Annotated in this window: 19 protein-coding genes and 1 pseudogene; 4 read left to right on the top strand and 16 right to left on the bottom strand. The window is 61.6% G+C overall.

Annotated features, from left to right (window positions below; all coding sequences use genetic code 11):
* The first annotated feature begins 32 nt into the window (after window positions 1-32).
* A complete protein-coding gene (locus BT119_RS03205) occupies window positions 33-1,556 on the top strand; it encodes an amidase (protein ID WP_072364762.1) in 1,524 nt (507 codons plus the stop codon).
* Between the two features lie 62 nt (window positions 1,557-1,618).
* On the opposite strand, the gene BT119_RS03200 is transcribed toward BT119_RS03205, so the two are convergent.
* The 16 genes and pseudogenes from BT119_RS03200 to BT119_RS27700 all read right to left on the bottom strand — a co-directional run.
* Window positions 1,619-4,000 (bottom strand): glucose/quinate/shikimate family membrane-bound PQQ-dependent dehydrogenase, encoded by a 2,382-nt coding sequence (locus BT119_RS03200; protein WP_072364760.1) that lies wholly within the window; start codon window positions 3,998-4,000, stop codon window positions 1,619-1,621.
* Window positions 4,001-4,207: 207 nt separating this feature from the next.
* Window positions 4,208-4,957: a phosphonate metabolism protein PhnP gene (gene phnP / locus BT119_RS03195; RefSeq protein ID WP_044308345.1), complete on the bottom strand. Its 750-nt coding sequence runs from the start codon at window positions 4,955-4,957 to the stop codon at window positions 4,208-4,210.
* Window positions 4,948-5,514, bottom strand: a complete 567-nt coding sequence (phnN, locus tag BT119_RS03190; RefSeq protein ID WP_024663751.1) for a phosphonate metabolism protein/1,5-bisphosphokinase (PRPP-forming) PhnN — start codon at window positions 5,512-5,514, stop codon at window positions 4,948-4,950. Before phnN ends, phnP begins: the two co-directional genes overlap by 10 nt.
* Complete coding sequence (locus BT119_RS03185; RefSeq protein ID WP_003367182.1) at window positions 5,514-6,659, bottom strand: alpha-D-ribose 1-methylphosphonate 5-triphosphate diphosphatase; 1,146 nt, start codon at window positions 6,657-6,659, stop codon at window positions 5,514-5,516. Before BT119_RS03185 ends, phnN begins: the two co-directional genes overlap by 1 nt.
* On the bottom strand, window positions 6,653-7,369 hold the full coding sequence (gene phnL / locus BT119_RS03180; protein WP_003367180.1) for a phosphonate C-P lyase system protein PhnL: 717 nt from the start codon (window positions 7,367-7,369) through the stop codon (window positions 6,653-6,655). The genes BT119_RS03185 and phnL overlap by 7 nt, the downstream gene beginning before the upstream one ends.
* A gap of 41 nt (window positions 7,370-7,410) precedes the next feature.
* Window positions 7,411-8,232: a phosphonate C-P lyase system protein PhnK gene (phnK, locus tag BT119_RS03175; RefSeq protein WP_032609383.1), complete on the bottom strand. Its 822-nt coding sequence runs from the start codon at window positions 8,230-8,232 to the stop codon at window positions 7,411-7,413.
* Entirely contained in the window at window positions 8,229-9,101 is an 873-nt protein-coding gene (locus BT119_RS03170) for an alpha-D-ribose 1-methylphosphonate 5-phosphate C-P-lyase PhnJ (RefSeq protein ID WP_003432920.1), read from the bottom strand. Before BT119_RS03170 ends, phnK begins: the two co-directional genes overlap by 4 nt.
* A gap of 11 nt (window positions 9,102-9,112) precedes the next feature.
* Window positions 9,113-10,192 carry a carbon-phosphorus lyase complex subunit gene (locus BT119_RS03165; protein ID WP_044308344.1) on the bottom strand — a complete coding sequence of 360 codons (1,080 nt, stop codon included), beginning with the start codon at window positions 10,190-10,192 and terminating at the stop codon, window positions 9,113-9,115.
* Window positions 10,192-10,788: a phosphonate C-P lyase system protein PhnH gene (gene phnH / locus BT119_RS03160; RefSeq protein ID WP_072364758.1), complete on the bottom strand. Its 597-nt coding sequence runs from the start codon at window positions 10,786-10,788 to the stop codon at window positions 10,192-10,194. The genes BT119_RS03165 and phnH overlap by 1 nt, the downstream gene beginning before the upstream one ends.
* Window positions 10,788-11,252 (bottom strand): phosphonate C-P lyase system protein PhnG, encoded by a 465-nt coding sequence (gene phnG, locus BT119_RS03155; protein ID WP_072364756.1) that lies wholly within the window; start codon window positions 11,250-11,252, stop codon window positions 10,788-10,790. The genes phnH and phnG overlap by 1 nt, the downstream gene beginning before the upstream one ends.
* 14 nt (window positions 11,253-11,266) lie before the next feature.
* Window positions 11,267-12,016 carry a phosphonate metabolism transcriptional regulator PhnF gene (gene phnF, locus BT119_RS03150; protein ID WP_042930461.1) on the bottom strand — a complete coding sequence of 250 codons (750 nt, stop codon included), beginning with the start codon at window positions 12,014-12,016 and terminating at the stop codon, window positions 11,267-11,269.
* Between the two features lie 36 nt (window positions 12,017-12,052).
* Window positions 12,053-12,841: a phosphonate ABC transporter, permease protein PhnE gene (gene phnE, locus BT119_RS03145; RefSeq protein WP_003367163.1), complete on the bottom strand. Its 789-nt coding sequence runs from the start codon at window positions 12,839-12,841 to the stop codon at window positions 12,053-12,055.
* Window positions 12,842-12,869: 28 nt separating this feature from the next.
* On the bottom strand, window positions 12,870-13,880 hold the full coding sequence (gene phnD / locus BT119_RS03140) for a phosphonate ABC transporter substrate-binding protein (RefSeq protein WP_003367161.1): 1,011 nt from the start codon (window positions 13,878-13,880) through the stop codon (window positions 12,870-12,872).
* 44 nt (window positions 13,881-13,924) lie between these two features.
* Window positions 13,925-14,758 carry a phosphonate ABC transporter ATP-binding protein gene (gene phnC, locus BT119_RS03135; RefSeq protein WP_044308342.1) on the bottom strand — a complete coding sequence of 278 codons (834 nt, stop codon included), beginning with the start codon at window positions 14,756-14,758 and terminating at the stop codon, window positions 13,925-13,927.
* A gap of 241 nt (window positions 14,759-14,999) precedes the next feature.
* Window positions 15,000-15,764, bottom strand: coding sequence for a methyl-accepting chemotaxis protein (locus BT119_RS27705; protein WP_371124460.1), 765 nt, complete (start codon window positions 15,762-15,764; stop codon window positions 15,000-15,002).
* Between the two features lie 93 nt (window positions 15,765-15,857).
* Window positions 15,858-16,889: pseudogene (locus BT119_RS27700) on the bottom strand (cache domain-containing protein); the annotation flags it as partial.
* 333 nt (window positions 16,890-17,222) lie between these two features.
* Here BT119_RS27700 and BT119_RS03125 point away from each other — a divergent pair.
* From BT119_RS03125 to BT119_RS03115, 3 genes are all read left to right on the top strand, one after another.
* Entirely contained in the window at window positions 17,223-18,050 is an 828-nt protein-coding gene (locus BT119_RS03125) for an HDOD domain-containing protein (RefSeq protein ID WP_032609424.1), read from the top strand.
* 170 nt (window positions 18,051-18,220) lie between these two features.
* Window positions 18,221-20,197, top strand: a complete 1,977-nt coding sequence (locus BT119_RS03120) for a DNA topoisomerase III (protein ID WP_072364754.1) — start codon at window positions 18,221-18,223, stop codon at window positions 20,195-20,197.
* 63 nt (window positions 20,198-20,260) lie between these two features.
* Window positions 20,261-20,662 carry a RidA family protein gene (locus tag BT119_RS03115; RefSeq protein WP_003367150.1) on the top strand — a complete coding sequence of 134 codons (402 nt, stop codon included), beginning with the start codon at window positions 20,261-20,263 and terminating at the stop codon, window positions 20,660-20,662.
* The last annotated feature ends 5 nt before the right edge of the window (window positions 20,663-20,667 follow it).

The following is a 20,667-nucleotide window of genomic DNA, read 5'->3' as shown; positions in this document are numbered from 1 at the left end:
GTGCGGAACGATGACATTCGGGAGAACACTCCATGCAAAATTCGTCCGAGCTGCTCGGTAAATCCGCCACCGAACTGCGTGCGCTGATCGGCAATAAACAGCTCTCTCCGGTGGAATTGCTGGACGCCTGTATCGAGCGGATTGAAAGTCTGAACCCGAAGCTCAATGCCTTCGCCGCGACCTGTTTCGAGCGCGCCCGCGACGAGGCACTGCTGGCCGAACATGCCGTCCTGCAGGGCAAGCCACTGGGGCTGCTGCATGGCCTGCCAATCGGCATCAAGGACCTGGAAGAAACCGCCGGGGTACTCACCACCTACGGCTCGCAACTGTTTCGCGACAACATTCCCGCGCAGGACAACCTGTTCGTCGCACGCCTGCGTGCTGCCGGGGCAATCGTGGTCGGCAAGACCAATGTTCCGGAACTGGGCGCAGGTGCCAATACCCGCAATGTGGTGTGGGGCGCGACCGGTAACCCGTTCAATCCTGAACTGAACGCCGGCGGCTCCTCGGGTGGATCCGCCGCCGCACTGGCCGTCGACATGGTGCCGTTGTGCAGCGGCTCGGACACCGGCGGTTCGCTGCGCATTCCCGCCGCGCTGTGCGGTATCGTCGGCCTGCGTCCCTCACCAGGGCTGGTACCGAGCGAACGCAAGAAGCTTGGCTGGACACCGATTTCAGTGGTAGGCCCGATGGGTCGCAACGTTGCCGATACCCTGCTGCAACTGCGCGCCAGCGCCGGGTTGGGGCAGTCCGATCCGTTGAGTTATGCCATCGCCGCCGACGAGTTCGCACCGCGCCCGATCGACCTCAGCCAGCTGCGCGTTGGCTACAGCGAAGACTTCGGCACGTGTGCTGTGGATGACAAAATCCGTGCCGTCTTTCGGGAAAAGATCAGCGCCCTGAAATCGCTGTTCAAGTCCTGCGAAGCCATCGACCTGAACCTGACCAGCGCCCATCGCACCTTCGACGTACTGCGCGCCGAAGCGTTCGTCGCCGGGCTGCAGGACGCTCACGACCGCGATCCTGATGCACTGGGGCCCAACACCCGCGCCAATTTCGACATGGGTGCCGCGATGTCACTGCAGGACTGCGTCAAGGCGCATGGCGAGCAAAGCCGGATCTTTCGCGGCTTCCAGAAACAATTCGAGCACTACGACCTGATCCTCGCGCCCACCACGCCAGTCTCGCCCTTCCCCTGGAGCGAGCTGTACCTGCGCGAAGTCAACGGCGTGCCTCTGGACAATTACTATCGCTGGCTGGCGCTGTGCTACACCATCACCCTGACCACCAACCCGGCGCTGTCCTTGCCCTGCGGCACCGACCACAACGGCATGCCGTTCGGGCTGCAGGTAATCGGCGGGTTCCGCGGCGACGCAAAACTGCTCGCCTGCGCCGAAGCGCTTGAACAGGCGACGGCGAATGACCCACGCTTGTCTCGCCCACGCCCGGACCTACAGAAACTGCTGGCCTCGGCGGTCGATCTGAAGCACATCGTCACGCATCCACCGGTTTACGGCGGATCGAGAACGGGCAAGCCGGAGATTGGTGCGATGTGAAAGCGGCGCAGCAAGATAAACAAGGCTGAGGGGCAGCATCTGCCCCTCAGAGGTGACATGCGTTACTTGGGTAACGCGTAGGCAATCACGTAATCGCCACGATCCGGCGATTGGCGGGCGCCGCCGGCGGTGAGCAGGATGTACTGCTTGCCGGTTTTGGGCGACACGTAGGTCATCGGGCCTGACTGGCTGCCGACTGGCAGACGGGCCTTCCAGATTTCATTGCCGTTGCCGCTGTCGAAGGCACGCAGGTAGAAGTCCTGAGTACCGGCGAAGAACAGCAAGCCCGACTGGGTGGACAACGAAGCGCCCAGCGTCGGCATGCCGATCGGAATCGGCAGGCCCATGCGGATGCCCATCGGGCCTGTGTCTTTCACGGTGCCGACCGGAACCTGCCACATCAATTTTTTGGTTTTCAGGTCAATTGCCGACATGGTGCCGAACGGCGGTGCCTGGCAGGGGATGCCGACGGCAGACAGGAAACGCTGACGCATGGCCCCGAAAGGAGTGCCGGTCTGTGGCACGACGCCCATTTCGATACCGCTGGCACCGGCGGCGATCTTGTCGCGCGGGATCATGTAGTTGGCCAGGCCCAGGCGCATGTCATTGACGAACATGTAGCTGTTGGTCGGGTCAACCGAGACACTCCCCCAGTTCATGCCACCCAGCGAACCGGGGAACTGCAACGCCGGGTCGAGCCCCGGTGGCGTGTAGACACCCTCGTGACGCATGCCTTTGAAGGCGATCCGGCACATCAACTGGTCGAATGCCGTGGCGCCCCACATGTCCGACTCTTTCAAGGTCTGGTTGCCGATCGACGGCATGTCCACCGAGAAAGGCTGGGTAGGCGAATAGCGTTCGCCCGGCACGTTACCTTGCGGCACAGCGCGTTCCTCGACCCGCGAGATCGGCACGCCGGTTTCGCGGTTGAGCAGGAAGATCTCGCCCTGCTTGGTGACTTGTGCCAGTGCCGGCTGGGTACCGCCCTTGCCGTCCGGGATGTCATACAGCAACGGCTGCGCCGGAATGTCGAAGTCCCACAGATCGTGGTGAGTCATCTGGAAGCTCCAGCGCACCTGACCGGTCTTGACGTCCACCGCCACGACTGACGAGGACCACTTGTCATCCTGCTCGGTACGCGTCCCGCCGAAGAAGTCGGGTGTTGCGTTACCGGTCGGCAGGTAGATCAGGCCAAGCTTGTCATCGTAGGACATGGCCGACCAGACGTTAGGCGTGCCACGGGTATAGGTTTCGCCTGCGGGCGGACGTTTGGTGGTATTCGGATTACCCGGATCCCACGCCCAGACCAACTCACCCGTGTGCACGTCGTAGGCGCGTACTACGCCCGGTGGCTCACCGGTAGAGAAGTTGTCGGCAACACGACCACCGACAACCACTACATTGCCCGCCACCAATGGCGTCGAGGTTTGCTGGTAGTAGCCCTCCTTGACTTCGCCCATGTCGGTTTTCAGATCAACCACGCCTTGACTGCCGAAGTCCTTGCAGGTCTCGCCCGTCTTGGCGTCGAGTGCGATCAGACGCGCGTCGCCAGTCGGCAGGAACACGCGCGCGACGCATGCGCCTGAGACTGATGGTGCTGGCGCATTGGCTGTCGCTGCTTCGGCTACAGGTGCCGCGAAGTAGCCCAAGCCTCGGCAACGTTGCCAGTTGGGCGCACTGCCCTGAGGATCGAACTTCCAGCGCTGTGTGCCGGTATCTGCATCGAGTGCGAAGACCTTGCCGTAAGCGGTACAGGTGTAAACCGTGTCGCCGATTTGCAGCGGGGTGTTCTGGTCCTCTGCGCCGGCCCCGGTACTTTGCGGGATGTCGCCGGTATGAAAGGTCCAGGCAACCTGCAGCTTGTCGACGTTGCTTTTGTTGATCTGATCCAAAGCGGCAAAGCGATTGCCTGCCGGGGTATTGCCCCAGTGCGCCCAGTTCTTCTGCTCGGAGCCCGGAGCCACCGGAATCACATCAGGCATGCTGGCGGCGCTGACCACATGGCTCGGGACGAACATATAACCGATGGTCGCCACAACACCAATGGCCAACAGACCGGCCAGGCCATAGGCACCGCGGCCTGCCTGAGCACCCGAGGCGCGAACCAGTGTCGGATAGATCAGTGCCACCACCAGGCCGATAACGGCGAAGGTCAATACTCGGGAAACCAGCGGCCAGTAATGCAGGCCTGCATCCCAGACAGCCCAGATGGCGGTCAGTATCAGGGCAATGCCATACAGTAACGCACCTTTGGGCTTGCGGGCGGCGATCAGTGCACCACTGACCAGCATCGCCAGGCCCATCAGTAGGAAGAACCAACTGCCGCCGAGCGCTACCAGATAGCCACCGCCACCTGCCAGCCCGAGTCCGATCAAGGCGATCAACCCACCCAGTCCAGGCAGCAGGAACCTGCCGGCTGCCCCTGTATTTTGCGCATTTGTCATTTTTCAAACCTGTCGGATTTTCACAGGCGCGCAGAATGTACTAAACGGTTCATTAAGACAAATTGTCGCAGCCTGCCAGGCATGGATAAAGTCATGGCCGAGCGACATCAGGCAGACTCAGGTTACTGACAGGACCGGGCAAAGCCGCGAGGCGTCTGACGCGATGGATTGCGGGCGATCAGCGAACAGAATTTTCGCGCTAGCGTCTTACAGGATCATCCTGTCCTGACCGACGAACACTTGATCAGGCAGTTGCCCCGCTCGCCCCATCAACCACGCATCCAGCGTATGGCCGACATGCGTCAGCACCGCCCTGCCCGGTCGCAGACACTCGATGGTTTGCAGCGCCAACGTCAAGTCGTTGTGATTACGCGGCGGCTGAGGCTGTGGAGGCATCGAGCAGTCGAGTACCAGCAGGTCCAGCGGTGCACGTTGCAGGTACTCGCGGGTGTCGTCGGGCAGGCCGACGGTGTCGGTCAGGTAGGCAAAACGTTGCCCGTCGCCTTCGAACAGGTAACCGAACGTAGGTTTTGAGTGCGCCAGTGGCAGCGCTGTGACCTGCAACGCACCCAGTGCACGGCGCTCGAAAGCCGCGAATGGCTGGCTGAAATCCAGAATGCCGGGGTGTTTGTAGAGGTCGGCCAAGCCTTCCGGATCCGCCGGGCCGTGGACCGGAATCACCAGCCCCTGGCCCCAGCGCAGGTGCAACAGCCCCTGCGCATGGTCGGCGTGATAGTGCGTCTGCAGAATCCCGCTCAGGCTGCGCGGTGGGAAACGCTCGGTGAGGTCGGTCAGGCCGCTGTCGATCAACCAGCGCTGATCGGCGCATTCAATCAGCGCGCTGCACGGCAAGCGGCGCAGATCATGGTCGGCCCGCGCGGCAGCACACGCCACGCACTGACAACCGTAGACCGGCACCTGTCGGGCGTCACCGGTGCCCAACAGGGTCAGGCGCATGCGTGACGCTTGTCGAGCAAGCCAAGCAGCGTGGCAACGGTGTGTTGCAGATCAGCGGAATTATCCAGCGGGAAAACCTGCGGATTGCTCGCCAGCAAATCTCCGGCAAAGCGCGAGTTGCGCGCAAGGCGCTCCTCGATTTCCGCGAGGCTTTCCCGGTTGCGCGCCAGCAGGCGCTTGCGTAACACCTCCTGATTGACGGTCAGCAACACCGCCAGCAGCGTGGGATAGCGCGCCTGCGCCTTTTGCAGATGCGCCCTGGAGCCGTTGATAAGGACGTCATGGCCTTCCAGCAGCCACTGATCGATCTCGACGGGAATGCCGTAGTGAAGACCATTGGCCTGCCAGCTCAAGGCGAACGCGCCTCGCTCGCGCATCTGCTCGAACTGCTCGACGGTCACCGCCTGGGCTGCCTCGCCCACCGCTTCGGCGGAACGGGTGATCACCCGCCGAACGACCCGGCAATCACGTTGCGCCAGGGTATCCCGGGCCGCGTCCAGCAGGCTGTCCTTGCCTGATCCGGACGGCCCGATGAGATAGATCAACCTGCCAACCATCAAAACACCCTCTTGCCTTGTCGCCAGACCCTGTCGATAACCGGCAGGCCGGCATGATTACGCGCCTGGATCAGATCAGCGCGCAGCCCCACACGTATTTCACCACGATCCGCCAACCCGGCAGCCACGGCCGGCGTACGGCTGACCATGTTGATCGCCTGCGGCAGGTCACATGCGTTGTCCTGAGCGGCGAGCATGAATGCAGACTGCAACAGGCTGGCCGGGTAGTAATCGCTGGACAGAATATCCAGCAACCCGTCACGGGCCAGCGATGCTGCCGCCACGTTACCGGAGTGCGAGCCGCCGCGCACGATGTTCGGTGCGCCCATCAACACGCTCATGCCCAGTTGCCGACAGCCACGGGCCGCTTCGAGCGTGGTCGGGAACTCGGCGATGTTCATGCCGAAACCTGCCGACTCCTCGACATGCGCCATGGTTGCATCGTCGTGACTGGCAATCGACAGGCCGCGCGCCAGGCACAGTTCGACAATCGCACGCCGGTAACGGTCGGCGTACTCGTTGGAGTTGGCCACCTGTTCAACGATGAAACGGTCCATTTCCTCATTGTTCATGTGGTACTTGCCCATGTAGTACTCACGGTACTTGGACTCCAGGGCAAACTGACGCTGGCCGGGCGCGTGGTCCATCACCGAGACCAGTTGCACCAGTGGCTGGTCCACCAGATCGCGAAACACGCTCAAGGTGTCCGGGTGACTGACCTCGCAGCGCAGGTGCAACACGTGCTCGGCGCGAGTCAGGCCTGCCGCATTGGCGTCGGCAATCGCCTGTAGCATGGCGGGCAATTGCTGCATGCGCTTGCCTTTGGGGTTGATGTCGCCGATCGACAGCGCGTCGAACACCGTGGTGATGCCCGCCGCGACGATTTGCGCATCATGGCTGATCACCGCCGACATCGACGGCCAGTCGACACCCGGACGCGGCGACAGGTGCTTTTCCAGGTTGTCGGTGTGCAATTCCACCAGCCCCGGCAGCAGGTAATCGCCCTGCATGTCCTGGGCCTGACTCAACTGGCTGCATCCACTCTCGACCTCGGCAATCAGGCCGTCACGGACCACCACAGTGCCGGTGAATACCTGCTCGGCCGTCACCACGCGGGCGTTACTGAAAACCTGTTCATTCAGCATTGCAGCAACTCCTTGGCGGTAAGGTCCACCGGGGTCATGTCGAGTTGACGATTGGCGACAGCGTCACGGGCGTCGCGGTCATGGAAGATACCGATCAGGGCGGCACCGGCCTGTTTGGCCTCGTCGACCAGTTCCAGCACCACCCGGCGATTGGCGTCGTCCAATGACGCAGTCGGTTCGTCGAGGAGCAGCACCGGCCACGGCACCATGAACGCGCGCGCAATGTTGATGCGCTGCTGTTCGCCACCGGAAAACGTGCTGGGCGCCAACGGCCACAGGCGCTGCGGAATATTCAGCCGCCCCAGCAGCAGTTGCGCGCGCTCCTGCGCCTGCTCACGGGACCAGCCGCGCGCCAGAGCCGGTTCCATGACCACGTCCAGGCTGGACACACGCGGAATCACGCGCAGGAACTGGCTAACGTAGCCGAGCGTTTTGCGCCGCACCTCAAGCACCTGGCGCGGGGTTGCGCCGACCAGCTCGGTCCACTCGCCTTCATGCTGCACGCGAATGCTGCCGGCGGCAGGCAGGTAGTTGCCATACAGGGTGCGCAGCAGCGTGCTCTTGCCCGCGCCGGATTGCCCGCTGAGCACCAGGCATTCGCCGGCGCGCACCGAGAAATTCAGGCCGCGCAGCACATTGAGGACCACGCCGTTGTGCTGATGCAGGGTGAAGGTTTTCGACAGGTCACGGACCTCGATCAAGGTTGTCATCGGGCTCACCTCTTCTGTACAGGCTGTTCGGACAGTGCGACTCATGGCTGCAATACCGAGGACACCAACAGTTGCGAATACGGGTGTTGCGGGTCATCGAGAATCTGGTCAGTCAGGCCGCTTTCGACCACTTCCGAGCGACGCATGACCATCAACCGGTCGGCGAGCAGCCGCGCGACCGCCAGATCGTGGGTAACGATGACCACGGCCAGATCCAGCTCCCGCACCAGGCCGCGCAACAAATCGAGCAAGCGGGCCTGCACTGACACGTCGAGCCCGCCGGTGGGTTCGTCCATGAACACCAGTCTGGGGCTGGAGACCAGATTGCGGGCGATTTGCAGGCGCTGCTGCATGCCGCCGGAAAAGGTCCGCGGCAGGTCGTCAATGCGCTGCGGATCGATCTCCACCTGGGTCAGCCAGTCCAGCGCGGCACCCCGCAACTGCTGATAATTACGTACCCCCTGCGCCATCAGACGCTCGCCGATATTGGCGCCGGCCGACACGCCCATGCGCAGGCCATCGCGCGGGTTCTGTTCGACAAAACCCCACTCGGTGCGCAGCAAGGTGCGCCGCTGCGCCTCACTGGCGCTGTACAGGTCGAACCAGTCGCCCGCCTTGCTGCGATAGTCGATGCTGCCGCGGTCCGGCGGGCAACGTCCGCTCAACAGCGAGAGCAGCGTGGATTTCCCCGAGCCGGACTCGCCAACGATGCCCAGCACTTCGCCGGGGTACAGATCGAAACTGACGTCCTGACAGCCCTTCTGCACACCGTACAGGCGGGTCAGGCCGCGTACCTTGAGCAGCGGCTGCACCGCATCAGGAAGGCGCCCGCCCGCCGCGTCCAATGAACGTGCACTGATCATCGGTCGTTCTCCTGCTGTTTGACGCGCTGGGCGCAGTAATCGGTGTCGGAGCAGACAAAGCTCTGCGTCCCGGCATCGTCGAGAATCAGCTCGTCGAGAAAGGAATCATGACTGCCGCAGATCGCACAGCACTGCTCCCAGCGCTGCACCTCGAACGGGTGATCTTCAAAGTCCAGGCTTACTACCTGCGTATACGGCGGCACGGCGTACAGACGCTTTTCGCGCCCCGCACCGAAGAGCATCAATGCCGGGCTCATGTGCAGCTTGGGGTTATCGAATTTGGGAATCGGCGACGGGTCCATCACGTAGCGTTCATCGACCATCACCGGGTAGGCGTAACTGGTGGCGATATGGCCGAAGGTGGCGATGTCCTCGTAGAGTTTGACGTGCATAACGCCATAATCATCCAGCGCGTGCATGGTCCGGGTCTCGGTTTCCGAGGGCTCGATGAAACGCAGCGGCTCGGGAATCGGCACCTGATAGACCATGATCTGATCGGCCTGCAGCGGCGTTTCCGGGATCCGGTGACGGGTCTGGATGACGGTCGCCTCAGGCGTGCGCTCGGTGGTGGCAATGCCAGCCGTGCGGGCAAAGAAACGCCTGATCGAGACAGCGTTGGTGGTGTCGTCAGCGCCCTGATCGATGACCTTGAGCACATCATCAGCGCCCAGGATCGCAGCGGTCAGCTGCATCCCGCCAGTGCCCCAGCCATACGGCAGCGGCATTTCGCGCCCGCCAAACGGCACCTGATAACCGGGGATCGCCACCGCCTTGAGCAAGGCGCGACGAATCATGCGTTTGGTCTGCTCGTCCAGATAAGCGAAGTTGTAGGCCTCATCCCGTGCAGGCCTTTGCTGTGCGGTGTTCATCGGTGCATTACTCATTGGTCGCTCCCCGGTTTCGGTGCAGACTTGCGCAGCTTGCGGATCAACTCCAGTTCGGACTGGAAATCGACGTAATGCGGCAGCTTGAGGTGCGAGACGAAACCCGCCGCTTCGACGTTGTCGCAATGCGCCAGGACGAACTCTTCCTGCTGGGCCGGTGAGCGGACTTCTTCGTTGAATTCCTCGGCGCGCAGCGAGCGGTCCACCAGCGCCATGCCCATCGCCTTGCGCTCCGCGTTGCCGAAGGCAAGGCCGTAACCCCGGGTAAACTGCGCGGGTTCGCTGGCCGAGCCGACGAACTGATTGACCATCTCGCATTCGGTGACTTCGATGTCGCCAATCGCAATCGGGAAGCCCAGTTCTTCAGGTTCGATCCAGACTTCCACCTCGCCGATGCGGATTTCCCCGGCGAACGGGTGATTGCGGCCATAACCGCGCTGGGTCGAATAACCCAGCGCCAGCAGGAACCCCTCATCGCCACGCGCCAGCGCCTGCAGGCGCTGGGCACGACTGGACGGATACTCCAGCGGTTCGCGGGTGATGTCCGCCACGCGCTCACCGTCGTCGACTTCGGGCTTCATAAGCCCTTCCTTGGCCAGCAACCCGAGCACTCGCGGACAGGGCTCAAGGGTGGCGTGCGGGGTAACTTCCGGGCCCGGGTGCTCGCCTTCGGCCAGCAAGGTGAAATCCAGCAGGCGGTGGGTGTAGTCGAAGGTCGGCCCCAGCAATTGACCGCCGGGGACGTCCTTGAACGTGGCCGACAGGCGACGGTTGAGCTGCATGTTCGAGGTGTCGATGGGCAGGCTGGCGCAGAAGCGCGTCAGCGTGGTGCGATAGGCGCGCAACAGGAAGATCGCTTCGATCAGATCGCCCGCCGATTGCTTGATCGCCAGCGCAGCCAGTTGCGGGTCGTACAGCGAACCCTCGCTCATGACCCGCGCGACCGCCAGCGGCAGTTGCTGGCGGACCTGCTCGACGTCGAGTTCGGCAATGCCGGTGTCGCCACGACGCCTGCTGGCCAGCAGACGGTGAGCGTTATCGATGGCCTGTTCGCCACCCTTGACCGCGACGTACATCAGGCACACTCCTGCACACGGGTGCTGCGTGGCAAGCCGAGCAGTCGATTGCCAGAGACAAAGAACACGTCCAGCCCGCAAGGGAAGACATTACGTGCTTCACGTGCAGCCCAGAAACCTTCATCCAGCGGCAACGCCACCAAATGGTGTCGCTCGATGCCGGGACCGCTCCAGGCAAGCATCCGCCCGCCTTCCAGGTCAGGCAGCTGGATCAGCAAGGTGCAGGATTGATCCGGGTAGCGATCATTGCCGGTATCGAAATCGTGCAGTTGCAGAGCAGTCGATGCATCGAGCAACGCGAAGCGGGCCGCGTGCCGGTCAGTGACAATCGGGCTGCCGCAATGAAAGGCAATGTTTGCGCGAATCGCCGGGGTATCGAATGCCGGCGCCAGCCACACTGGCGTGTCCAGGTCCAGCAACGCCAGGCACAGGGCATGGGATGCACTGTCCAGGCCCTGCAAGGCCGGCGGTTGGTGCGCGGTGGGCAGGGTCTGAATCACGCCCGGCCCGGACAACGCCTTGAGGGCGACGCGAAAACTGCGTTGGGCATCCAGTACCGGATCGGTGAAGGCAGGTTGCAAAAGGACGGCATTCATCAGTCTTCTCCTCGGACCAGGGTAAAGAATTCGACTTTGGTGGCAGCGGCCTCCGCGTCCTTGCGCGCCCGACGCTCGGCTTGCGCACGCGCCAGCGGCTCGATCAGTTCGGACAGCCACCAGGCCTGCTGCGCGCCCTGCAAATGCGCGTCGGCCAGAGCCGCCAGTTCGGCGTGGCGCTTGTCGCGTCCGGCCAGATAGCTGTAGCCGGTGCGACCATCGACCAGACGCACCACACAGCGCGTCACACTCATTTCGCCGAGGTTGAAAGCTGAACCGGTGCCGCCCATACGGCCCCTCACCAGGGTCATGCCGATTTCCGGAGCGCGGATCATCTGGTAATCGGTGTCGCGCAACGCCGCTTCGTGACGCTGCAATCGCTCGCGACTCGGCTCATCGACATGGGCACGTGCCAAGACGCCCATCCAGTGCTGACGTGCGGCTGTTTCAGGGGATGCTTGCATGGAACACCTCGGGGTCAGTCCGTCGTTGGGTGGCCAGCCATCTGGCTGTCGGCAATCGGGTTGAATGCCACTTGGTACTGGAAGCGGTCTGAACGGCTGACCGAGCGTGAAAGCTCTACGGGCCGCCCCGACCGGTCACACGAAACCGTCAACACCGTCAGCGCAGGCATGTGTCGGGGCATCAGCAGCAACCCGGCCTCTCCGCGGGACGGCAAGCGGGCACCGATCAGGCTCTGTGCACGGCTCAACGGCAACTCGCGCTCGGCCAGGTACTGGCGCACCGAGCCGCCCTGATACTCAGCCAGCAACTCGCTGTAACGGGCGCTATAGCGATGGCAGATCAGACTCACGGCCTGCCCGTCCAGCTTGCGCAAGGTCTGCAGTTCAATCAGTGGCGCATGCTCGGCCAGCCCCAGATGCAGCGCATCTTCCTGGCTGGCGATGCATTCGCGGCGCACCAGCAGCACGGCCTCGACCCCGATGCCCTGCGCCGACAGCGACTTGCTATAGGCGCTTTCGGCCTGCATCGGGTAGATCAACGGGCGTTCCAGTACCTGAGTGCCCTTGCCCTGCCGGCGCAGCACACTGCCCTCGCGGACCAGTTCGTCGACAGCACGGCGAATCGTGTGGCGGTTGACGCTGAAGCGTTCGGCCAGCTGAAACTCGGCGGGCAGGTAATCGCCAGGCAGGTACGTGGCCAGCTCGTCACGCAGCGTCTCGGCCAGTTCCAGGTACATCGGCTCAGCTTGTCTAGACAACTGCATGGTTAAAAAAAGTGTTCATTGAACACCCCTCTTCTGTCAGATGAATTGCTTGCGCAGGCGCTGCGACATGATGTCGATGACGCTTACCACAACGATGATCACCAGCAGCACGGCGCTGGTCTGGACGAACGCAAAGGCGCGAATGTTTTCCCAGAGGATAACCCCAATGCCCCCTGCGCCGACCATCCCGACCACGGTTGCCGAGCGCACATTGGATTCGAACCGGTATAGAGCATAGGAGATCCACAGCGGCATGACCTGCGGAATGACCCCGTAGATGACTTCCTGCAAGGCGCTGGCACCGGTGGCGCGCACCCCTTCGACCGGTCCGGGCTCTATGGCTTCGACAGCTTCGGCGAACAGTTTGGCGAGGACCCCGGTGGTGCTGATCCACAGTGCCAGCACCCCGGCGAACGGCCCCAGCCCGACGGCGACCACAAACAGCATCGCGAACACCATCTCGTTGATCGAACGAAAAGCGTCCATGCAGCGCCGCAGCGGCAGATGAATCCACCACGGCGTGATGTTCTCGGCGCACAGGATGCCCAACGGTATCGAGCAGACAATCGCCAGCGTCGTACCCCACAGGGCGATCTGGATAGTCACCAGCATTTCCTTGAGGTAGCTGCGCCACTCACGGAAGTCCGGAGGGAAGAAATCGGCGGCGAATGTGGCCATGTTCGACGAGTCGCGAACCAGTGCCATCGGGTTCATTTCTGCGCCCTGCCAGGCCCAGGCCAGTGCAGCGAGCAACAGGCCCCAGCCCAGATAACGGGACCAGTTGGGTTTGCCTGCAACCTGGGCGTAGGCAACGTGAGTGGTCATGACGAACTCCTGATCGTGAACGGCTGGCTCAACCTGCGGAGCTGCCTGCGGTTTTCTGGTTCAGCTCAGTGATACGCTCCTGCAACTTGCTCAGGCTGGCATCGATATCCTTGAGACGGGCAGTTTTCTCCTGGGCGTCCAGCGTGGTGCTGGCAGCCACTTCGGTGCGCTGCTTGAACAGTTCGAGCTGGCGGATGGGCAGCAATTGGTCATCGCTGGACTTGAGAAACTTGCCCATCTGCATGTTCTTCAGGACGGTTTTCTCTTCATCGGTATTGCCATAACTGGTGAAGAACTCACGAATCTTTGCCTTGTCCTGGTCCGACAGCGCCTTGCTCCAGACAATCGGGTCGGCCGGGATCAGCGGCGATTTCCAGATCACCTTGAGTTGCTCGACCTTGTCGGGTTGGGTCACAGCCAGGCGATCCCAGCTTTCGGTATTGAAGGTCGCAACGTCCAGCTGCCCCTTGGCAACACTCAGGGCGTTGACTTCATGACTGGAGTTCAAGGTGCGCTTGAAGGCAGTGGACGCATCGACGTGGTTTTTCGCAAATACGTAATAACCTGGCACCAGATAGCCCGAGGTGGAGTTCGGGTCGCCGTTGCCGAAGGTCAGGCTCTTGGCATTCTTGAGCATGTCTTCGACGCTATTGATCGGGCTGTCCTTGCGCACGATCAGCAGGCTCCAGTAACCCGCGTCACCGTTGGCGGCGGAGGTCTGGGCAAAGATCTCGCCGTTGGAGCGGTCCACCGCTTCCATCGCCGCCTTGTTGCCCAGCCAGGCCACGTCCACCTTGTTGAAGCGCATGCCCTGAATAAGGCCGGCGTAGTCCGAAGCGAAGGTGGCATTGACCTTGAGACCGGTCTTGCGGCTCATGTCATCGAGGAACGGCTGCCAGATACTTTTCAGGTTTTGCGAAGACTCGGTGGACATGATGCCGAAATTGATGGCTTTTTCTTCTGCGGCCTGGACGGTGCCCAACGCGCAGGCAGTCAGCAAGGCGGCAGAGGCGAGAAGACGACCGATACGCTTGAACATGCAGGCTCTCCGGAAAATGTCAGGTGGGGGATGTTGAAAGGACGTCAGACCTTGGCCAGCGTCAGGCTGGCTTTTTGCCGCACGCGCCGGCTTCGTTCGGTGATCATCAGACTCGCGTCCGCGTCTGCACCGTAGAGGTCGTTGAGGAACTGTTTGCTGAGCTCCTGCGCCAGGCCATCAAAATGAATACGCCCGGATTTGAGCGCCACCGCACGCGGGCAATAGCGCACGGCATAATCGACCTGATGCAGGGTCACCACGACCGTCTTGCCGTCGCGGCGGTTGATGTCGGCGAGGATTTCCATGACGCGGCGGGCCGATTCCGGGTCCAGTGAGGCAATCGGTTCATCGGCGAGGATCACTTCGGCGCGCTGGGTCAAGGCGCGGGCAATCGCTACCCGCTGCTGCTGCCCGCCGGACAGGGTCGAAGCCCGTTGCGCGGCAAGGTCCGCCAGCCCGACCCTTTCCAGCGCGGCCATTGCACGCTGTTTTTCCTCGTTGTTGAACAGCGCCAGACTGCCGCGCCAGCGTGGCATGCGCCCCAGACAACCGAGCAGGACGTTGTCCAGCACGCTGAGGCGATTGACCAGATTGAATTGCTGGAAGATATAACCGATATCAGCGCGCAGACGTCGCACCTGGCTGTTGAGGCGGCCGGAGGACTGAACCTCGCGGCCCAATACCTGAACCTGACCGCCATTGCTGCGATCACAGCACGCCAGACCGGCGAGATGCCGAAGCAGCGTTGACTTGCCCGAACCGGAAGCGCCAATCAGCGCGACCATCTCACCAGGTTGTATAGACAACGCGAGATCAATGAGAGCGCTTTTGTGGGAAAAGGTCTTGTTCAGGCCTTGTACATGAATGGCTTCGTTCATGAGGCTTCTCGGTCTGTGCACGACCCGGGACAGGTCGCATTTGGTTGTCAACCAAACTGAACCTGTGTTGTTGCAGCGTCATGAACCGCGAGTGACCAAGTGATAACAGTTTGTCACCCATCGTGTGGCAACGGACAGCGGTGGGACCCTCATCCGCTGCATTGCCACGCTGAAGCATTGGGACTGAAAGAAGCCCAGGCAGCCGCTCCCGGTACTGCGGAGCGGCGCAAACGCAGCCGGATCAGATCCTGAAGCTGCCCACCAGCTGCTGCAGACGCGCAGCCTGCTCTTCCAGCGAGTTGCAGGCATCCAGGGTCTGGCGCAGGTTGTCGACGCCCAGCTGGTTGAGGGTGTTGATGTGAGTGATGTCGACATTGATCGACTCGACCACCGAGGTCTGCTCTTCAGTTGCCGCCGCGACCGACTGGTTCATGCCGTTGATCTCTTCGATGCGGCGGGTCACGCTGCTCAGACGCTCGCCGGCCAGATTGGCGATGCCGACGCTGTCCTCGCTCTGACGCTGGCTCTCGGTCATGTTGGTCACTGCTTCGCGAGCGCCGACCTGCAGCTCTTCGATCATGGTCTGTACTTGCTGGGCAGAATCCTGAGTGCGGTGCGCCAGGTTGCGCACCTCGTCGGCCACTACCGCAAAACCGCGCCCTGCTTCACCGGCACGCGCCGCTTCGATGGCGGCGTTGAGCGCCAGCAGGTTGGTCTGCTGGGAAATGCTGGTGATCACTTCGAGAATCTGCCCGATGTTGGCGGTCTTGCCATTCAGGCTTTCGATGTTCACGCACGACTCGCTGATCTTGCCGGACAGCTCGTTCATCGCCTTGATAGTCTGCTGCACAACGTTCTGACCGTCGCTGGCCAGGCCGCTAGCATCGCTCGACTGCTGCGAGGTGCGCGCCGCATTCTGGGCAATTTCCTGGGCAGCGGCACCCAATTCGTTGATCGCCGCTGCCACGCTTTCAGTGCGATTGGCCTGCTGGTCGGAGTTGCCCATCGACGCGTTGGAGACCTTGACCACCCGGGTGGCAACCTCGCCCAATTGCGCGGCAGTCGAAGCCACTTCGCGGATCGAGGTATGGATACGTTCGACAAAATGGTTGAACGACTCGGCCAGTGCGCCGAATTCATCCTGCGAAGTGATGGCCAGACGCTTGGTCAGATCGCCCTCGCCATCGGCGATATCACGCATCGCGCGGCCCATCTGATGCAGGGGTTGCATCAACACCCGGATCAACAGGCCCAGCAACAGGATGATCACCATCACCACAACCACCATCGCAGTGATGGCCGAGGTACGGAACTCGGTCAACATGGCGTAGGCGGAATCCTGCTCCAGTACCAGTGCCACGTACCAGTTGGCCGTCGAGACACCTTGAACGGGCGTGAAGGAAATGATCTCGGGCTTTTTACCGGAGTCGATTTCACTCACCCCGGCAGCAATTTTCGGCGTATTGGTCGGGTAGGCTTCACTGATGTTCTTGAGCACCAGTTTGCTGTCCGGGTGCACCAGAATCTTGCCGTCGGCGCTGACCAGAAACGCATAACCATGGCCATCGAAGTTCAGCGAGTTGATGATCTTGGTGACGTTGTCCAGAGCGATATCGGCACCGGCCACGCCCACGAACTGATTCTGGAACTTGACCGGTGTGGCCATGGTCATGACCAGCTTGCCGGAAGATGCCGCGATGTAGGGTTCGGTCACAATGGTGCCGGGGGCATTCTGTGCCGCCTTGTACCAGCCACGTGCACGCGGATCGTAGTCAGATGGGCGATTGGCCGACGGCACCGAGAACATCACGCCATCGGTGCTGCCAAAGTAGCTCAGCTGAAAACTGTCACTGTAGGCAGGCAGGCCGATGGCGCGTTGCAACTGGGGCAGTTCCTTGCCATCCGCGGCGATTTGCTGCGACATCGATTGCAGCAATTGCATGCGGCTTTCCAGCCAGGTTTGAATGTTCTGCGTGGTGAGCGTACCCAGTTGTTGCAACTCGGACTTGACGCTGGATTTGAGCGACTGACGCTGTCGATAGTCATTGACGACAATGAATACACTGAACGCCACGACCACAATCAATGCAGCGGCGAGAAGAATCTTTTTGCTGAAACCCAGACTTTTCATAGCGGTTACTTCCACGGCAAAAAACCAATAAGGACGATCTCTGGATCGCCAATCAAACTTCACAACAGTGCCGTCTATTTCACATTACAACCCACAGGCCGTTCAGCAACCGGAGCCGATACGTCTGCCACGGCGTCAATCACCAGGCAGGTCCGAGTATCGAAACCTTACAGAGACGCTTGTATCGCCATATCGGCGCGATCCACGAGTCCTTGATTATTTTTTTCGTCGCAGGTCGAGACGCCCTTCCCACAATCGACACTCAAGCGTGCAGAACAGGAAAAACTGGCTATGGTTGAAATCATCCCCCGCCCTGCACAGGATGGTCTCGCCATGCCAAGTATCGAGCAACTTTTTGACGGTTTGCATAGCCTCCCGAGTATTCCCAAAGTGGCTCAGGATCTGATGCTGCAATTTGACAATCCCTCTTCGAACCTGGAAAGCATTGCCCGCAATATAGAGAAAGATCCGGTGATTGCGGCCAAGGTATTGCGTCTGGCCAACTCGGCGCGCTTTCGCGGCTCAAGGGAATCCTCGAGTATCGAAGACGCGGCCATGCGCCTGGGTTTCAATACGCTGCGTACGCTGGTGATGGCCTCGGCAGTGACCGGTGCATTCAAGGCCGGGCCGAGTTTTGATCTCAAGGGGTTCTGGCTGAAAAGCTTTCAGGTAGCAGGAATCTGCCGGATGCTGGCGAAACAGACGGGCGCCGACCCTGAAATAGCCTTTACCTGCGGGGTGATGCATAACATCGGTGAGTTGCTGATCCAGACCGGCGCGCCCGATGTTGCCGAACGCCTGAACAACGCCGCCAAAGCCGGGACGCCTGGACGTGCGGCCAGCGAAACCCTGCAACTGGGTTTCAGCTACCCGGAAGTCGGTGCAGAGCTGGCCAGTCGCTGGCATTTACCCAAGGTTATTCAACAGGCTATCGCCTATCAGGCAACGCCGATGAGGGCTCCGGCTGACGCATCGCTGCCGAGGATCGTCGCCCAGGCCATTACCATTTCGGATGCGCTGGAGGCCCACGGCGGCGCGACACCTCAGGCGCAGCAGGCGTCAGGCGGTCCGCTGATGGAAGGCATCGATCTGGACGCGCTGTTTGCCGGGTTGCCGGCGGTGCTGGAAGCAGACAAGGCGTTCTCCGAATTACTGAACTGAACCAAAAGCAATTCTCCAGGCTGACCAGCGTATGCGGGCATGGCGTCAGGCGGTCCATTTTTGAGGCCGTATAGCGCGTTTATCTGTATATCCATACAGATAAACCTTGCCCGCTACGCATTCAACGTTCATCCTTGCAGCCCTTGCACCGGTAATCGACGACGGTAGTCATGCGGCTGTTTCTCTGCGAAAAACCTTCCCAGGCCAAAGACATTGCGGCTGCGCTCGGCGCAACCCGGCGTGGCGACGGCTGCTGGGTGGGTGCCAATGCGACGGTCACCTGGTGCATCGGCCACCTGCTGGAAACCGCCCCGCCCGACGCCTACGATGCACGTTACAAACGCTGGGTACTGGAGGACCTGCCCATCGTGCCGGAAAAATGGAAAATGCTGGTCAAGCCCAGAACCGCCAGCCAGTTCAAGGCAGTCAAGCGGCTGCTGAGTGAAGCCCGGGAACTGGTGATCGCCACCGACGCCGACCGTGAGGGCGAAATGATCGCCCGCGAACTGATCGAGCACTGTCGCTATCGCGGGCCGATTCAGCGTTTGTGGCTGTCGGCACTGGATGACGCCTCGATCCGCAAGGCGCTGGCGGCGCTCAAGCCCGGTGCCGATACGTTCAGCCTGTATCACTCGGCGCTGGGTCGATCACGCGCCGACTGGCTGATAGGCATGAACATGAGTCGCCTGTTTACACTGCTGGGTCGACAATCCGGTTATCAGGGCGTGTTGCCAGTAGGTCGGGTACAAACCCCGACCCTGCGACTGGTGGTAGACCGTGATCGCAGCATCGCCGACTTCGTCCCGGCGCCCTACTGGGCTATCGACGTCAGGCTGCTGCATGACAATCAGGCGTTCATCGCCCAGTGGCGCGCACCATCGGATGCCTGCGACGACCAGGACCGTTGCCTGAACCAAGCGCTTGCGCAACAGGCTGCGCACGACATGCGCGGCGCGGCCAGCGCACGACTGGTCAAGCTGCGCACCGAGCGCATTCGCGAAGCGGCGCCTTTGCCGTTCGACCTGGGCACCCTGCAGGAAATCTGTTCGAAGAAGCTCGGGCTCGGCGCGCAGGAAACCCTCGACATCGCCCAGTCCCTGTATGAAACCCACAAGGTCATCACCTATCCGCGCAGCGATTGCGGGTACCTGCCGAACAGTCAGCATGGTGAGGCCGCAGGCATTATCGCGGCGCTGTGCAAGGCCGACCCTGCGCTGGCAGGCCTGTCGCCGCACCTCGACCCACAACGTCGATCACGGGCCTGGAATGACAGCAAAGTGACAGCCCACCACGGCATCATTCCCACCGCGGCGGTGCGCGGCGTAGAACGTCTGACCGGCAAACCGCGAGCGGTGTATACCCTGATCAGGGCGCGTTACCTCGCGCAGTTTCTGCCCAACCACGAATTCGATCGCACCCAGGCTGACTTCGACTGTGCAGGCCACGCGCTGCGTGCGGTGGGCAAACAGATTGTCGAGCCAGGCTGGAAGCGTGCGATGCCCGAAGCGCTGGCCCCGGTCAAGGGTCGCGAAGCGCCTGCCCCGCAGCCGTTGCCGGCATTGTTTCAGGGCTGCGAGTGTGCGGTCGCCGAGGTCATCCTCAAGGACCTCTGGACCCAGCCGCCCAAGCCGTTCACCGAGGGAGACCTGATCAAGGCAATGAAGAACGTCGCCAGACTGGTGGAAGACCCGCTGCTCAAACAGAAGCTCAAGGACACCACCGGCATTGGCACCGAAGCCACCCGCGCCGGGATCATTCAAGGCCTGTTGGACCGTGGCTACCTGACCAAGCAAGGCAAGTCGCTGTGCGCAGCACCGGCAGCCTTCAGCCTGATCGACGCCGTGCCCCGTGCCATCGCCGATCCGGGCACCACCGCCATCTGGGAACAGGCGCTGGACATGGTCCAGAGCGGCGAAATGAGCCTTGAAGAGTTCGTCGCCAAACAGGCGGCGTGGATGAGCAAACAGGTCAGCCGTTGCGTCGGCATGCGTATGAGTATCAGCGGACCAGCCAGCCCGGCAGGCGTTACACCGCCCTGGAAGAAAAAGCGCAAGACCACTAAACGGCCCGCCAAGACCTCCACCGCCACGACGGATACTGCGGCGAAAAAGCCGCGGCGCGCTGCCAGACCGGCCGCCAAGGCGTAGGCCGGAACAGCGATAACCAGATCAGCCATTGCACATTCAAGCGTTACGAACAGGTGTTACAACATGTCAGACCGAGAGCTCATCATTCCGTCCACCATGCAGTCGATCATGGACCGTGCAGGCTATGCACCTGCGGTCAGGGTTGGGGATACCCTGTACTGCGCGGGCCAGGTGGGGCGTACGCGGGATATGGAAGTCATCCTCAACCCGGAGGCTCAGTTCATCGCCTGCTGGGAGAATCTGCGCACGGTGCTCGCCGAGGGCGGTTGCACCTTCGAGGATATAGTCGACATGACGACTTACCATGTCGCCATGAGCGAACACATGGCGGTCTTTCGTGAAGTAAAAAACCGCATATTCCCGCGTGGCCAGTGCGCCTGGACCTGCATCGGCGTTGCCGAACTGGCGCACCCCGGGTTGCTGCTCGAAATCAAGTGCGTTGCGATCAGGCGCAACAACGCCTGATCGAC

The organism is Pseudomonas sp. NFACC10-1, assembly GCF_900119195.1.
Taxonomy (GTDB): Bacteria; Pseudomonadota; Gammaproteobacteria; order Pseudomonadales; family Pseudomonadaceae; genus Aquipseudomonas; species Aquipseudomonas cerasi.
This window is presented reverse-complemented; position numbering and strand designations above follow the sequence as displayed.